Below are 14,903 nucleotides of genomic sequence, written 5' to 3'. Positions count from 1 at the left end.
CGTGACGATCAAACCCCTGAGCGGGCAATCCAGCGACCTTTTGAAGATCGTTCTGCCTGCGGCGGCAACCGGTAAAACCGATGCTCTCAGGGTCTATATTGAGGCCAAGCCTGGGTTTCTGAGTGCAATCGGGCCCCACGGTCGCACTGTTTTGTGGGAGGCCGCGCACAAAGGTAAACTGGACACGCTGGAGTATCTGATTGGTGCAGGTGCCGATCTGGAAGCCCGCGGTGGATACTATCGGGACACCAAAGTCGAGGTGACGCCGCTCTGTATTGCGATGCATCACGGTCGTGACAAGGCGGCCGCCATGCTGCGCGCTGCCGGCGCAAAGATGAGCTTTGATACCGCCTGTTTCCTGGGCGACATGGCCTATCTGGGCCCTGCGATTGTGAATAAACCGCGTGTCGTGAATATCGCTTTCTACCCGCCCGAAGGCTATAGGCCGCTGCATTATGCAGTTGCCGGGGGCCAGGCCGAGGTCGCCGAGTTTCTTCTGAACCACGGCGCGGATGCGGTCACCGATGGCGGACGCCTGATGTATATGAGCTTTGATCTGGAAAGCGATGCTATTGCCCGGATGTTGTTCAAAGCCGGTGCACGCCCGCGCCCTGGCGACGCCAATGATGTTGCGCGCGATCCGAAATGGGCGCCCTTTTTGAAAGAATACGGCTTTACGACAGACATCAACGCCGCTGACCGCCATGGATTTCCGCCCATCGTCGAGATGTGCCGCGGCAATCACAATGCCACTGACAATGCAGAGGCAGTGCGCGATCTGCTGGCACAGGGAGCCGAAGTGAATATCCGCGACCACAAGGGCAAAACCGCGCTTCATCGCGCGGCACAGGCTGGATTTCTGTCCACGATTGCGGTGTTGATTGAAACCGGAGCCAATCTTGAAGCCACCGACGTGAAAGGTGAAACGCCATTATTCGATGCGATCCGGGCCGGGCGGGCCTTGGTTGTGGAAAATCTGCTATATCGCGGTGCCAACGCCGCCCATGAAAACAACCTGGGTCAGTGCCCCGGCAAAATTGCCCTAAGAATGTGCAAACCTGACAGTGGACGGATCAAATCACTGCTTAAAGAGTAAAAGGCGACGCAAATTTACGTCGCCCTTACAACTGGCAGAATTCAAAGTGCGCGGTAGCGCGTCTTTGGATCAAACTTCGTCCGGGAAGTGCTTTATCGTCAGTCGGATAGGGTTCGGTGCCGCCTGCCCCAGTCCGCAGATCGAGGCATCGCCCATAGCCACGCAGAGATCTTCCAGCAAATCCTGATCCCATGTCTCGGCCTGCATCAGTTTCACCGCTTTCTCGCAGCCCACGCGGCAAGGTGTGCACTGCCCGCAGCTTTCGTCTTCGAAGAACCGAAGCATGTTCAACGCCGCATCTTTGGCACTGTCTTGATCCGACAGGATCACAACCGCCGCCGAACCGATAAAGGTTCCAAGCGGTTGCAATGTGTCAAAATCCATCGGAACGTCGTTGATCGACGCTGGCAAAAGTCCGGCGGATGGTCCGCCCGGTTGGTAAGCCTTAAACACATGACCTTCCGCCATGCCGCCCGACGCCTCGATCAGATCGGTGATCGTCGATCCGGCAGGCAAAAGGTAAACGCCCGGGTTGGTCACGCGACCCGAAATCGAATAGCTGCGCAGACCCTTGCGCCCGTTCTTTTCGACTCCGCTCAGAATTTCAGGGCCTTCGCGCAGAACCCGGGCGATCCAGTGCAGGGTCTCGACGTTGTGAACCAGCGTCGGGCGGCCAAAGATGCCGTTTTCAGCAACATAGGGTGGGCGATGGCGCGGAAGACCGCGTTTACCTTCGATGCTTTCGATCATCGCGCTTTCTTCGCCGCAGATATAAGCACCTGCACCGCGACGAAGTTCGATGAAGCCCGGCGCTGCAAGCCCGGCGGCTTCCAATGCTGCAATCTCTTTAGCAAGGATATGCAGAACAGCAGGGTATTCATCGCGCATGTAGATGTAGACCCGTTCGGCCTCAACGGCCCATGCGGCGATGAGCATGCCTTCCAGCATCAAATGCGGGGTGCGTTCCAAATAGTAGCGGTCCTTGAAGGTGCCGGGTTCACCCTCGTCTCCATTGACGGCCATCAAACGCGGTCCTTCGTAGGACCGCACAAAGCCCCATTTTCGGCCCGATGGGAAACCGGCACCGCCCAATCCGCGCAATCCGCTTTCGGCGACTTTCGATTGCACGGCTTCCCAGTCACCATTTGCCCGCAAGTCAGCCAGCACTTGATAACCACCGGCTGCCTGATAGGCCGCCAGATCTTCATTGTCCGGGATGACAGCGTGGGTATCCTTGGCAGCGACAGCAGCCAACACGCTCTCTGGCGTGGCGTGATCTACGTGCTTGTGGCCAAGTTCAATGACCGGCGCCGTGTCACACCGCCCCATGCAGGGTGCCCGAACGACGCGAACCTCAGCCGGATCAGTTCCCGCTTCCAGCGCTGATTGCAGCGCCTGGGCGCCCGCCAATTCGCATGACAGACTATCGCAAACCCGAATGGTCAGTGCGGGCGGAGGTGTCTCATCCTCTTTGACCACGTCGAAATGGGCATAAAAGGTTGCGACCTCATAGACTTCTGCCTGGCTCATCCGCATCTGCTCAGCCAAAGCGCGCAAATGAGCAGCGCTCAGATGGCCGTATTTGTCCTGAATAAGATGCAGAAATTCGATCAGCAAATCACTGCGCCGGGGGGCATTTCCCAAAAGTGCCTGAATATCTGACAGCGCTTCATCGGTGACCTGACGACCCTTAGGCGTTTTGCGCCCCCGTCCCTTTCCCGATTTCCAAACACCTTTTTTGTCGTCCAGCGCCATGCCCGCCACCTTTGCTTAGTTGCGCGCATCCTAAACGGACGGACAGCAAGAAACAGGCGAAAACCGACCAAAAAGCGCGAATTTTCGCATCACCCATTGGTCATTTTCCTGTGGCATGGCAATGTCTTTCCGATGCGAAACTTCTGTCTTCTCCTGATTGCACTGGCCCAACCCGTCGGGGCACAGGACCGTGCCCTGTCCCCTGAGGAATTCGAGGCCATCGTCACCGGGCAAACCCTGTTATATTCGTCAATGGGACGTACCTTTGGAGCAGAAAAATATCTGCCGAACCGCCAAGTGCGCTGGTCTTTTCTTGATGGGATCTGCGAAGACGGCGAATGGTATGTCTCAGGCGATCTGATCTGCTTTATCTACGAAACCATCGAAGGCCCGCAGTGCTGGTCCTTCTTTCTGAATGACGGAAGGATCATGGCTCGATTTGAGAATGATCCGGGTGCAACTGAACTCTACGAAACAGATCGCCAAAGCGAGCCTTTGTATTGTCTCGGTCCCGAGATCGGGGTCTGACTTCTTCTGTCTGAAAATACTTTGGGGGTCCCGGGGGCAACGCCCCCGGCGGATCGCCTCCGAAGGAGGGGAACCAAGAAACTCTGAAGCCTAAAGAAGTGTTCCCTGCTCGGGTGGTTTTGTCGATTTCTGCGCGGGTTTTTTCGACTGATCACCGATCCTGACGCGACCATCCCTGAATTCCAGTTCCAACGCGGCCGCTGATCCAGCCTGTGTTGCCGAAGTCACAATCGCTTCACCATCGCGCACAACCGCATATCCGCGCTTCAATGTCTCGACGTAACCGACACTGCGGCGCACACGTTCCAACGCCTCGACACGATCGCCTTTGGACTTCAACCCTTGCGCCATCGCGCTGTTCAAACGCGGGGCCAGCACCGTAAGCGCCTCGCGCTGGCGTTTGACGCGCTCGCCGTTCAATGACACGACCCGCGACAAAGCCGGGGTCAAGCGACCCGACAGTGTTTCCAACCGCAGACGCTCTGCGGCCAAGCGATTGCGCAATGCCGCCGGGCGGATTGCGCCGGAAAGCCTCGTAAGTTCACTGGATTTTCGTTCAACCATCCGCTGAAGAGCGCGCGGCAGGGCGTCATCCATTCGATCCAGTCGCTGGCGTGGATCAAACAGCAACGCTTCGGCCTTCGGCAGAACCCGGGCCAGGTCACGCAGGCGTTCGCGTCGTCGCTGAACGCCTTGGGACACAGCCCGGCTAAGGCGGGCATCCTGTCCGTCCACCCACACCAGCAGGTCCAGACGAACGGGCACTGCCAATTCTGCGGCAGCAGTCGGAGTCGGCGCACGGTGGTCCGAGACAAAATCAATCAGCGTCGTATCTGTTTCGTGGCCGACCGCCGAAATTAGAGGGATCGCACTTTCAGCGGCAGCGCGCGCGACGATTTCTTCGTTGAAACCCCAAAGGTCCTCGATCGATCCGCCGCCGCGCGCGACGATCAGCAAATCCGGGCGTGGCAGGGCTCCGCCGGGGGTCAGCGCGTTAAACCCCCGGATCGCAGCGGCAACTTCGGGTGCGCTGCGCTCACCCTGAACAGCAACCGGCCAGACCAGAACTTTACGCGGAAACCGCTCGCGCAGCCGGTGCAGGATATCGCGAATAACGGCACCCTGCGGCGATGTGACGACGCCAATAATCTCAGGCAGATAGGGTAATTTTCGTTTGCGGGCGGGGTCAAAAAGCCCTTCGGCCTCAAGCTTTTTTTTGCGCTTTTCCAGCATGGCCATCAGCGCGCCCTCGCCCGCCACGGCCATTTCATCGACGTTCATGTTATATTTCGACTGCGCGCCGAAGGCCGAGAGCTTGCCGGTGACGACAACTTCCAGGCCTTCTTCCGGCACCACGCTGAGGCCCGAAATCTGGCCCTTCCATGTGGTGCAGCCAAGTACGTTCCGGTCGTCCTTGACGTCATAATACAAGTGCCCCGAGCGAGCTTTGAACACGCGTCCGACTTCACCGCGCACGCGGATGCGGCCAAACTCGCCCTCGATCACCTTCTTCACGGCGCTGGAAATCTCCGAAACGGTGAATTCTGGCGCGTTGTCGCCGGCGGTGTCTTCGAACAGGTCCATGCGCGTTTGCCTTGTGCTTGGTCGGGGGCAACCTTAGAACGCGCGGCAACGAAGGTGAAGCAGGCGGGGCGCAATGAATATCCTGATTTTGGGCGGCGGCGGACGGGAACATGCACTGGCCTGGGCAGCCTTGCAAAACCCCAAGTGTGATTTGCTGATCGTGGCGCCCGGAAATGCCGGGATCGCCGAGCTTGCGACTTGCGCTGAATTGGATATCGAAGACGGCGCAGCAGTGGTTGCCTTTGCCGAAGAACACGCCATCGACTTCGTGATCGTCGGGCCGGAAGCGCCCTTGGCGATGGGTATTGCCGATGATTTGCGCAGTGCTGGTTTTCTTGTCTTTGGTCCGTCGAAAGCGGCGGCTCAATTAGAAGCGTCGAAGGCCTTCACCAAGGAAGTCTGTGATGCGGCCAATGCCCCGACCGCCGCGTGGGCCCGGTTTACCGAAGAAAAAGGCGCGCGGGACTATGTGCGGTCTCAGGGCGCGCCGATTGTGGTCAAAGCCGACGGGCTGGCAGCGGGCAAGGGCGTGGTTGTCGCCATGACCGAGGCCGAGGCTATTGCCGCGATTGACGATATGTTCGGTGGAGAATTTGGTGCCGCAGGCGCTGAAGTGGTGATTGAAGAATTCATGGATGGCGAGGAAGCCTCGTTCTTCGTTTTGTGCGACGGCGAGACCGCCCTGCCCTTTGGCACCGCACAGGATCACAAGCGCGTTGGCGAAGGCGACACAGGCCCCAACACTGGCGGCATGGGGGCGTATTCGCCCGCGCCAGTGATGAGCGACGCCGTAACCCAGCGGGTGATGGATGAGATCGTGCAACCGTCGCTAGACGAAATGGCGCGGCGTGGCACGCCATTTCAGGGGGTTTTGTTCGTCGGATTGATGATCAAGGACGGCGCACCGCGCTTAGTGGAATACAACGTTCGGTTTGGCGATCCTGAGTGTCAGGTTTTGATGATGCGCCTGGGCGCACAGGCCTTTGATTTACTGCATGCCGCCGCCGAAGGGCGTTTGGCCGACGCGAATGTGAATTGGGCCGATGACCATGCCATGACCATTGTCATGGCGGCAGACGGATATCCTGGCGCATATGTAAAAGGCACCGAGATCAAGGGGCTGTCTGAAATTGGCGACGACAGCAGCGCAATGGTCTTCCATGCAGGAACGTCGCGCGACAGTGGCCGTTATCTGGCAACGGGCGGACGCGTTTTAGCGGTGACCGCGCGAGGAGAAAGTCTTAGCCAGGCGCGAGACGCTGCCTATTCCATGGTCGACCGGATCGATTGGCCCGAGGGATTCGTGCGGCGCGATATAGGTTGGCGTGCATTGAACTAAATTCGCAGACAATGCGCAGGTATTGCAGCCCGGCATCCATCGACTATGGTCGGCGAGACTGACCAATTCGGGGTTTGAAATGCCTGAAATCACAGCTTTTCCGCGTAACGAAGACGGCATTGAAACCGTCCTTGGCATCTTGAAGCAACAATTGGGCGAACGATTTCGGACCGGGGCCACCGTGCGAGAGCAGCACGGACATACGACGACCTGGCTGGAAAACCAGCCGCCAGATGGCGTGGCATTTCCAATATCGACAGACGAAGTTTCAAACATCGTTAGAGTTTGTGCGACACATAAGGTGCCCGTAATTGCTTTTGGCACTGGTACTTCGCTGGAAGGGCATGTGAATGCAGCCGCTGGTGGGATCTGTATCGATTTAATGAATATGAACGCCGTTTTGGCTGTGCACCCGGAGGATCTGGATTGCGTGGTACAACCGGGCGTCGTGCGAACTCAACTCAATGAATATTTGCGGGACCAGGGCCTGTTCTTCCCGATTGATCCCGGTGCTGATGCGTCCCTTGGTGGAATGGCAGCAACCCGCGCCAGTGGCACCAACGCAGTGCGCTACGGAACGATGAAAAATAACGTCCTTTCCCTGAAGGTCGTGTTGCCAGATGGGCGGGTTATTCGCACGGGTCAGCGCGCCAAGAAATCCTCGGCCGGATACGACCTGACCCGACTGTTTATTGGGTCCGAAGGCACGTTAGGAATTATTACCGAGATTACACTGAAACTGCATGGGATACCCGAGGCGATGTCCTCAGCGACCTGTTCATTTCCGTCTATCGAGTCGGCGTGCCGGGCGGTAATTTCGACTATTCAGATGGGCATTCCGGTTGCGCGGATAGAGCTGTTGGATGCGATGTTCGTCAAGGCGCTGAATTCCTATTCAAAGACGGCGTTGCCCGAGTCCCCGCTATTGCTGCTGGAGTTTCATGGATCAGAAAACGCAGTTGCCGAACAGGCAAATCAATTCGGTGACATTGCTCAGGATGAAGGTGGAACCGACTTTGTCTGGACCGCCTCGACCGAAGAGCGCAACAAACTCTGGCAGGCGCGGCACGATGCCTATTGGGCTGGTTTGGCTTTAAAACCAGGGTGTCAGGGTATCACGACAGATGTTTGTGTCCCGATTTCGCGCCTAGCAGATTGCGTTTCGCAATGTCAAACCAAACTGGATGAATTGCGGCTGATAGCACCGATTATCGGGCATGTCGGAGACGGAAATTTCCACACAACCATTTTGGTGGATATGGACGACGCCGAAGAGTTGGAGAAAGCTGATTTCTTCATCAGCTGGCTGGGAGAACTTGCGATTTCCATGGACGGTACATGTACCGGTGAACATGGTATTGGTCAGGGGAAACGCCAGTACCTTGGCAAGGAACTTGGCGAAGCGACCGATGTGATGCAGGCGATCAAGGCCGCAATCGATCCTGATAACATCATGAACCCCGGTAAGATTGTTTAACGCACGCGGGTACTGGGCAAACCACTGACCAGGCTTGAAACGGCAAAGATCAGAGCTGCGACACAAACAATGGTCGGCCCTGCGGGGGTGTCCAATATGAACGCAGATCTCAGACCGACAACGACCGAGAGCGCACCGATTAGGGCAGCAATTGCGGCCATCCGTTCGGGTGTTTTGGACAGGGGCCGCGCTGCGGCGGCGGGTATGATCAGCATCGCCGCAATTAAAAGTGCGCCGACGATCTTGATTGCAATTGCAACGACCAACGCCAGAGCAATGGTCAGAACCAACTGTTCGCGGCGCGGATCAATGCCACTGGCATAAGCAAGGTCCGGATTCAGTGTTGCCGTTAACAAAGATGACCAACGCCACGTCAACAATGCCACAACCAGAACTGCGCCCCCCCAAATCACTGCGATATCAAATCGCCCCACAGCCAGAATGTCGCCAAACAGGAACGCCATCAAATCCACTCGAATGCCTTGCAGGAAAGACACCGCAACCAGCCCGAACGCCAGAGCCGAATGAGCCATAACGCCCAATAGCGTGTCGGTCGCCAATCCGCGCCCGCTGAGCGACGACACTATGACTGCCATGGCCAACGCGACGGCCAGAGCCCCGACAAAAACTGACGTCGAAAATGTGAAAGCTAATGCGACACCCAGGATTGAAGCGTGTGCGGTGGCATCGCCAAAATAGGCCATTCGGCGCCATACAACGAAACATCCCAGCGGTGCTGCAGCGATTGCGGCACCAACACCGGCCAGGGCTGCGCGGAACATGAAGTCGTCAAATGGGTTCATGATGCAGACTCGTGATGGTCGTGATTGTGGTCATGGCCATGCGAGTGATCGTGACTGTGATTGTGCTCGTGCCGATAAAGAGCCAGTGCTCCGTGGGTTCCGGTCCCAAACAATGCGCGATACTCGGGCGCCGAGGCGACGTGTTCCGGCGCGCCTTCGCAGCAGACATGGCCATTCAGACAGATGACCCGGTCGGACGCTGCCATAACGACGTGCAATTCGTGGCTGACCATCAGGATCGCGCAACCGGTGGACTTCCTAACTGTTTCAATACGTTGATAGAAAGCCGCCGAACCCGGTTGATCCAGTCCTTGTGTTGCCTCGTCTAGAATCAGGATGTCCGGTTTGTTCAACAGCGCACGCGCCAAAAGCACACGTTGGAATTGACCACCAGACAGTCCGGACATCTGCGAATTTTCCAGTCCAGTCGCACCAGCTTGTCCAAGAGCCTCTGCCGCAACTTCATCGTCAATAGCCCGCGGAAGATCAAGAAACCGCCGTACGTTCAGCGGCAAAGTTTGGTCGATATACAAACGTTGCGGGACATAGCCGATTTTCAGACCGCGCTGACGGGTCACCACACCCGAACTGGCACGCTGTGCGCCAACAAGTGTGCGCAAAAGAGTTGATTTGCCAGAACCATTTGGACCGACAACCGTTACAATCTCGCCTGGCTCGATGCCGAAATCTACGTGAGCGAGCACCGTCTTGCCGCCAAGTTTGACAGAAACACCTTTTGCTGAGATCAGCATGATGCCGCCTCGACCAACGCACAGTTTGGGCAAATGCCTTCGGCCTCGACGACAGTGCGCTCAATTCTAAAACCGGCGGCACGGGCTGTTTTAGCCAGATCTCCCTTGTCCAGAACTGCGTGAGCCTCGGCGACAGAATCGCAGCTTTGGCAGATCAGAAATGCAGGTGCATGCTCTTCTTTTGGGTGGGCACAGGCGATGAAGGCGTTTAGCCTTTCAATTTTGTGCGCAAATCCAATTTTGACAAGAAAATCAAGGGCACGATAAGCAATCGGGGGTTGTGATTCAAGACCCTCGTCGCGAAGCCGGTCCAAAATTTCATACGCTCCAAGTGCGCGATGCTCTTGCAGTAGTATCTCCAGAACACGACGCCGCACTGTCGTAAATTGTAAGCCATTATCGACGCAATGCGCCTCGGCCGCCGCGACGTTTTCGGCGATGCAGGAATGGTGATCGTGTTGTGAAAATCCGATGGTGGTCATCTGTGGCCTTGGTTCAATTTCGGGGTTGATATGATATAATATAACAACTATCAAGTGCATCCTTTCGATTTGGAGCACACCGAATGTTAAGACAGGCGCTAGCATCACTTACATTTCTCGCAGCGGCCAGACCCGTGGCTGCAGAAGCTCCGCGAGTGATCACTGATATCGCGCCGGTTCATTCGCTGGTTTCCATGGTGATGGGTGATCTGGGATCGCCGGATCTATTGGTGACAGCAGGTGCTTCGGCTCACAGCCATGATTTGCGCCCGTCTAGAGCCGCTGCCCTGCAGGAAGCTGATGCAGTGTTCTGGATTGGAGAAGAACTGATGCCCTGGATGGAAGGCCCGATAAACAACTTGGCCAGCGATGCCATGGTTGTCGAACTTCTGCACACCGATGGCACAAAGGAGCTTGAGTTTCGGGAGACCGTGCTTTTCGGCGACATAGACGACGATCATGGCAACGAACACGGGCACGGACATAATCATGGGCATGACCACGGCGACGAGGATTTAGACCCCCATGCTTGGTTGGACCCTGAGAACGCCATTACCTGGATTGGAATTATCGCGGACACGATGACAACTGCCGACCCGGAGAACGCTGAAATTTACTTAAAGAACGCAGCGAATACCGTTCAAAAAATTACAGAAATTTCAAATGTAGCCCACGAAAAATTAGCCGGCAAGGAACCCCGATACGTCGTATTTCATGACGCATACCAATATTTCGAAGCCCGCTTTTCTGTAGGCGCATTGGCGGCAATTTCTTTGAGCGATGCCTCGGCACCCGGCCCAGCAAGACTTGCCGAAATTCGCGAAAATGTTCTGGCCGTGGATGTGAAATGCGCGTTAAGCGAACCGACGGCCAAGCCGGGGCTATTGGATTTGGTGTTCGAAGGACTGGATGTGAAAGTTTACCAGGTCGACCCTTTGGGCAGTGCCTTTGAACCCGGGCCCGCGCTTTATGGTCAACTTATCCAGTCCATGACAGACGCATTGGCGAACTGCAGCTGATCAGCCTCGAAATCCAGTTGCGACCACAAATTTTTCCGAGCTGTCAGCGCGGGATGCTCCGGGCTTAACGTTGGCGACCTTGTCGAAACGTTTCTTCAATAGGGATTGAAGACTGCTTTCGGCTCCGCCTGCCAGCACTTTAGCAACAAAAGTGCCGCCCGGCGCCAAAACATCAAAGGCAAAATCTGCCGCTGTCTCGCAAAGTGCTATGATCCTTAGATGGTCTGTCTGTTTGTGGCCCGAACTGGCAGCGGCCATATCAGACATGACCACATCGGCCTGTCCGCCCAGCCAATCTTTCACTTTGGTGTCAGCGTCATCTTCCATGAAGTCCAGAACGTGGATTTCGGCCCCGGCAATTGGTTCAACCTCTTGCAAATCCACGCCCAATACACTGCCAATGGCCTTACCGGATTTTTCGCCCAGTGCATTCACACGCTTGACGGCCACCTGACACCACCCCCCGGGCGCACAGCCCAGGTCCACAACACGCGCACCCGGCACGAGAAAGCGATACTTGTCGTCTAACTCGCTAATTTTAAAGGCCGCCCTGCCCCGATATCCTTCGGCCTGCGCACGGCGAACATAGGGATCGTTCAGTTGCCGCTCGAGCCAAAGGGTCGAGCTGAGTTTACGCCCGCGCGCTGATTTGACCTTTACACGCAAGTCACGCGCACCGCGTCCACTGGAATTCTTCGGCATCTGCGCCTCCTTCAGGACCTAGCGGATACAAAGAGATCGCATTGATAACAAGCGACAGTGCTTTGATAGAGCATATCAACGGCAGATTTGGTAGGAAACTGCGACGTTGCGGAATCGGTTCTGCGACGTTTTTCGGGGCGATGAAATAGGTCAAATTACCATGAAAGTGACGAGTGCGATTTTAGCCGGGACATTTGCCGCCATCAGTTTGGCTGCATGTGCCACTTTGGATGACGACACCTGTCGAGCCGGGGATTGGGAGCAAATCGGCTTCAAGGATGGAGTGAATGGACGTGGACCTGCCTTTATCCGCCAGCATGCCAAGGCCTGCAACGATATCGGTATCGCCCCTGTGCGCAGTCTTTGGGAGTCTGGCCGCCAGGACGGGCTGAAGCTCTATTGCACACCCGATAATGCCTATGATGAAGGCGCCGATGGACGTCATCTACGCGATGTCTGCCCCGTTGAAGGGGTGGACGTGTTGGAATATCAGAACGACCGCGGATTGACCTGGTATCGGATTGGGCGCGATATCCGACAGGCCGAGGCGCGCATTCGCGAGATCAATGCGGAATTGAAAAAGCTGCCGTCAGATGATCCAGCCCGCATCATCCTGACTGGCGAAAGAATGGCATTGCGGTTGGACATCCTGCATCTGAGGGCAAGGCGACACCATTTCAGATAATCTCCACACTCCGGTATTAATCGCACCCTGCTTTCTTACGTGTTCTTGCGGAGCCTTCAAACCTGTCATTTAGTTGCATTATTTGGGAAGGCCGCATTAAATAAAGTTATGAAAACAGCCGGTATTCTCTTGGCGGCGGGTCGGTCGCTTCGGTTTGGCGATCAAGACAAGCTCATGGCTAATCTCGGGGGGCGCCCCTTGGTCCGGCACGCCGTCTCTACGCTGGTATCACTTTCACCGGATATACTGATCGCCGTCGCTTCAAGCGACGACGTCGCCGAAGAATGCGATGGTTTTCAACTCGTGCGCACTGCGAACTCTGAAATCCAACAATCAACAAGCCTGCGACTTGGAATACTCGCCGCTCAAGAACGGGGAGCATCGCGAGCTCTGGTGATGCTCGCAGACATGCCCTTTGTCACAACGCGGCATTTGCAAGCGGTTCTGTCTAATTGCACAGACACCACAGCCTCGGCGAGCGGCGATGGCGTGCGAAGAATGCCCCCGGCCTGCTTTCCGGCAAAGATGTTCCCCGATCTGGCAGCCATTGAGGGTGAGACTGGCGCGCGTTCAATTCTGAAATCGCTGCCAGCAACATCGATTATCGTAACCAATCAAGAAGAGCTGCACGACATCGACACACAAGCGGACCTTGAGTCGGCAATGCGGTCGTTGCACTAATTCTCGGAAGGCGAACCGGTCAGGCACGCCGAGGATCAAACATCAAACGCGGATCTGCCAAGCCATTGATATCTGGTGCCCCCACACGGCATGTCATCGACGTCCGCCAATACTTCACTATGTGCCACCAAAAACTTTTTATATCTATTTTGCATGATGTTAGCATTTCATGGCGTTCAACCACGTTTCATGATATCCCATTTGTATGGGTGGACGAAAAGGTGGATTTTGATGTCGCATACATTGAACAAGCTCAACCATTCAACTGTCAAGGCCGCGCAGCCGGGTAAGTATAACGACGGTGGTGGTTTGTGGCTTCACAAGCGGATTGATGGTGGAGGACAGTGGTTCCTTCGAGTGACTGTCCATGGTCGCCGCAGAGAGATGGGATTGGGGTCGCTTCGAGACATCTCTCTGAAAGACGCACGGAAGTATGCAGAAAAGTGGCGATCTGTTGTGAGAGATGGCCGAGACCCAATCAAAGAGCGTGAACGGCAAAGGCGGGAAGCTGAACGCAATCTGCATTGTCTTGCCGATGTTGCTGTCGATGCCTTCTGTCTGAAGTCAGCGCCTATGGGTCCAAATAGCGTTATTTGATAAGAGAGAGTTGTTGGCTCATCGTAACCACTGAGGAGTGGGACATGAGACAGACAACTGGAACTCGCAGGAGCCCCGGCGAGAAGATCGTCAAAGAGATCAAGCGCGCGACGCGCAAACAGTATTCGTCAGAAGAGAAGATCCGGATCGTGCTGGATGGCTTGCGTGGCGAAGACAGCATTGCTGAGTTGTGCCGTCGTGAGGGAATATCTCAAGGTATCTACTACAAATGGTCCAAGGACTTCATGGAAGCTGGCAAACGGCGGCTTGCTGGAGATACGGCGCGTGCGGCTACGACCGACGAAGTCAAGGACCTGCGCCGCGAAGCCCGAGACCTGAAGGAGGTCGTTGCCGAGCAAACACTGGAACTGCGTCTTCTCAAAAAAAGCATGACCGGCGGTGGGGGCGACCAAGAATGAGGTATGCTGCATCTGAGAAGTTGGAGATCATCCGGCTTGTTGAGGGGTCGCATTTGTCTGCTCGTCGAACATTGGCAAAGCTGGGCATCCCCCGCACCACATTTTACCGTTGGTATGATCGGTATCGGCAGCGCGGCGACGCTGGCCTTGTGGATCAAGCGCCTAAGCCCAGACATGTCTGGAACCGCATCCCCGACGAAGTCCGGCGCAAGGTCGTCAAGCTGGCGCTGCAGGAGACGGAGCTGTCGCCGCGCGAACTGGCAGTGACGTTCACGGATCGGGAGCGCTACTTCGTCTCGGAATCTTCAGTCTATCGGGCCCTGAAGGCCCACGATCTGATCACCAGCCCGGCCTTTATCGTGCTCAAGGCGGCAAACGAGTTCAAAGACAAGACCACTGCGATCAACCAGCTTTGGCAAACCGACTTCACCTATCTCAAAGTGCTTGGCTGGGGCTGGTTCTATCTCAGCACAATCCTGGACGACTACAGCCGCTACATCATCTCGTGGAAACTCTGCACGAACATGCGGGCAGAGGACGTGACGGACACCCTGGATTTGGCGCTACAAGCATCAGGGTGCGATCAGGTTCACGTCATCCACAAACCCCGCCTCCTCAGCGACAACGGGTCCAGTTACGTCTCTGGCGATCTGGCTGAATGGCTGCAGGACAAAGGCATGAAGCATTCTCGGGGCGCACCATATCATCCCCAGACACAGGGCAAGATCGAGAGGTGGCATCAAACCCTGAAGAACCGCATCCTATTGGAGAACTACTTCCTTCCGGGAGACCTCGAAACCCAGATCGAAGCCTTCGTCGATCACTACAATCACAAGCGCTACCACGAGAGCCTGAACAACGTCACACCCGCCGACGTCTACTTCGGGCGTGACAAAGCCATTCTAAGACAACGGGAAAGGATCAAACGAAAGACGCTCGAAGCGCGGCGCTTGCATCACAGACAGCGCGCCGCATAATAACATC

The 14,903-nt window shown here is 56.1% G+C and carries 15 protein-coding genes; 9 read left to right on the top strand and 6 right to left on the bottom strand.

Annotation, left to right across the window (positions count from 1 at the left end):
- Nucleotide 1 precedes the first annotated feature (1 nt).
- On the top strand, nucleotides 2-1,096 hold the full coding sequence (locus tag GKR98_16790) for a hypothetical protein (GenBank protein QMU59688.1): 1,095 nt from the start codon (nucleotides 2-4) through the stop codon (nucleotides 1,094-1,096).
- 69 nt (nucleotides 1,097-1,165) lie between these two features.
- Here GKR98_16790 and GKR98_16785 read toward each other — a convergent pair whose 3' ends face one another.
- A complete protein-coding gene (locus GKR98_16785; GenBank protein ID QMU59687.1) occupies nucleotides 1,166-2,851 on the bottom strand; it encodes an NADH-quinone oxidoreductase subunit F in 1,686 nt (561 codons plus the stop codon).
- A 132-nt stretch (nucleotides 2,852-2,983) separates the two neighbouring features.
- On the opposite strand from GKR98_16785, the gene GKR98_16780 reads away from it, so the two are divergent.
- Nucleotides 2,984-3,379, top strand: coding sequence for a hypothetical protein (locus tag GKR98_16780; protein QMU60149.1), 396 nt, complete (start codon nucleotides 2,984-2,986; stop codon nucleotides 3,377-3,379).
- 90 nt (nucleotides 3,380-3,469) lie between these two features.
- On the opposite strand, the gene GKR98_16775 is transcribed toward GKR98_16780, so the two are convergent.
- Entirely contained in the window at nucleotides 3,470-4,963 is a 1,494-nt protein-coding gene (locus GKR98_16775) for an exodeoxyribonuclease VII large subunit (GenBank protein QMU59686.1), read from the bottom strand.
- Between the two features lie 73 nt (nucleotides 4,964-5,036).
- Here GKR98_16775 and purD point away from each other — a divergent pair, with 73 nt between their 5' ends.
- On the top strand, nucleotides 5,037-6,302 hold the full coding sequence (purD, locus tag GKR98_16770; GenBank protein ID QMU59685.1) for a phosphoribosylamine--glycine ligase: 1,266 nt from the start codon (nucleotides 5,037-5,039) through the stop codon (nucleotides 6,300-6,302).
- A gap of 79 nt (nucleotides 6,303-6,381) precedes the next feature.
- Nucleotides 6,382-7,779 carry an FAD-binding protein gene (locus GKR98_16765; protein ID QMU59684.1) on the top strand — a complete coding sequence of 466 codons (1,398 nt, stop codon included), beginning with the start codon at nucleotides 6,382-6,384 and terminating at the stop codon, nucleotides 7,777-7,779.
- Here the strand turns inward: GKR98_16765 and GKR98_16760 are convergent.
- The 3 genes from GKR98_16760 to GKR98_16750 are packed head-to-tail and all read right to left on the bottom strand — an operon-like array spanning nucleotide 7,776 to nucleotide 9,816.
- On the bottom strand, nucleotides 7,776-8,582 hold the full coding sequence (locus tag GKR98_16760; protein ID QMU59683.1) for a hypothetical protein: 807 nt from the start codon (nucleotides 8,580-8,582) through the stop codon (nucleotides 7,776-7,778). The two genes, GKR98_16765 and GKR98_16760, sit on opposite strands and share 4 nt — an antisense overlap.
- Nucleotides 8,579-9,334: an ATP-binding cassette domain-containing protein gene (locus GKR98_16755; protein ID QMU59682.1), complete on the bottom strand. Its 756-nt coding sequence runs from the start codon at nucleotides 9,332-9,334 to the stop codon at nucleotides 8,579-8,581. Before GKR98_16755 ends, GKR98_16760 begins: the two co-directional genes overlap by 4 nt.
- Nucleotides 9,328-9,816, bottom strand: a complete 489-nt coding sequence (locus GKR98_16750; protein ID QMU59681.1) for a transcriptional repressor — start codon at nucleotides 9,814-9,816, stop codon at nucleotides 9,328-9,330. The genes GKR98_16755 and GKR98_16750 overlap by 7 nt, the downstream gene beginning before the upstream one ends.
- Nucleotides 9,817-9,899: 83 nt before the next feature.
- On the opposite strand from GKR98_16750, the gene GKR98_16745 reads away from it, so the two are divergent.
- A complete protein-coding gene (locus GKR98_16745; GenBank protein ID QMU59680.1) occupies nucleotides 9,900-10,835 on the top strand; it encodes a zinc transporter in 936 nt (311 codons plus the stop codon).
- Here GKR98_16745 and GKR98_16740 read toward each other — a convergent pair whose 3' ends face one another.
- Nucleotides 10,836-11,537: a 23S rRNA methyltransferase gene (locus tag GKR98_16740; GenBank protein ID QMU59679.1), complete on the bottom strand. Its 702-nt coding sequence runs from the start codon at nucleotides 11,535-11,537 to the stop codon at nucleotides 10,836-10,838.
- 160 nt (nucleotides 11,538-11,697) lie between these two features.
- Here GKR98_16740 and GKR98_16735 point away from each other — a divergent pair, with 160 nt between their 5' ends.
- The 4 genes from GKR98_16735 (at nucleotide 11,698) to GKR98_16720 (ending at nucleotide 14,896) form a co-directional block, all read left to right on the top strand.
- Nucleotides 11,698-12,222 carry a DUF2799 domain-containing protein gene (locus GKR98_16735; GenBank protein ID QMU59678.1) on the top strand — a complete coding sequence of 175 codons (525 nt, stop codon included), beginning with the start codon at nucleotides 11,698-11,700 and terminating at the stop codon, nucleotides 12,220-12,222.
- Nucleotides 12,223-12,330: 108 nt separating this feature from the next.
- On the top strand, nucleotides 12,331-12,903 hold the full coding sequence (locus GKR98_16730; GenBank protein QMU59677.1) for an NTP transferase domain-containing protein: 573 nt from the start codon (nucleotides 12,331-12,333) through the stop codon (nucleotides 12,901-12,903).
- Between the two features lie 231 nt (nucleotides 12,904-13,134).
- Entirely contained in the window at nucleotides 13,135-13,500 is a 366-nt protein-coding gene (locus tag GKR98_16725) for a DUF4102 domain-containing protein (GenBank protein ID QMU59676.1), read from the top strand.
- A 44-nt stretch (nucleotides 13,501-13,544) separates the two neighbouring features.
- A protein-coding gene (locus tag GKR98_16720; protein ID QMU59675.1) for an IS3 family transposase occupies nucleotides 13,545-14,896 on the top strand; the annotation gives its coding sequence in 2 pieces (ribosomal slippage) (nucleotides 13,545-13,880 and nucleotides 13,883-14,896; 1,350 coding nt in all).
- Nucleotides 14,897-14,903 lie beyond the last annotated feature (7 nt).

The organism is Boseongicola sp., assembly GCA_014075275.1.
Taxonomy (GTDB): domain Bacteria; phylum Pseudomonadota; class Alphaproteobacteria; order Rhodobacterales; family Rhodobacteraceae.
The sequence above is the reverse complement of the archived record's forward strand: the minus strand, read 5'-3'. Positions and strand labels throughout refer to the sequence as shown.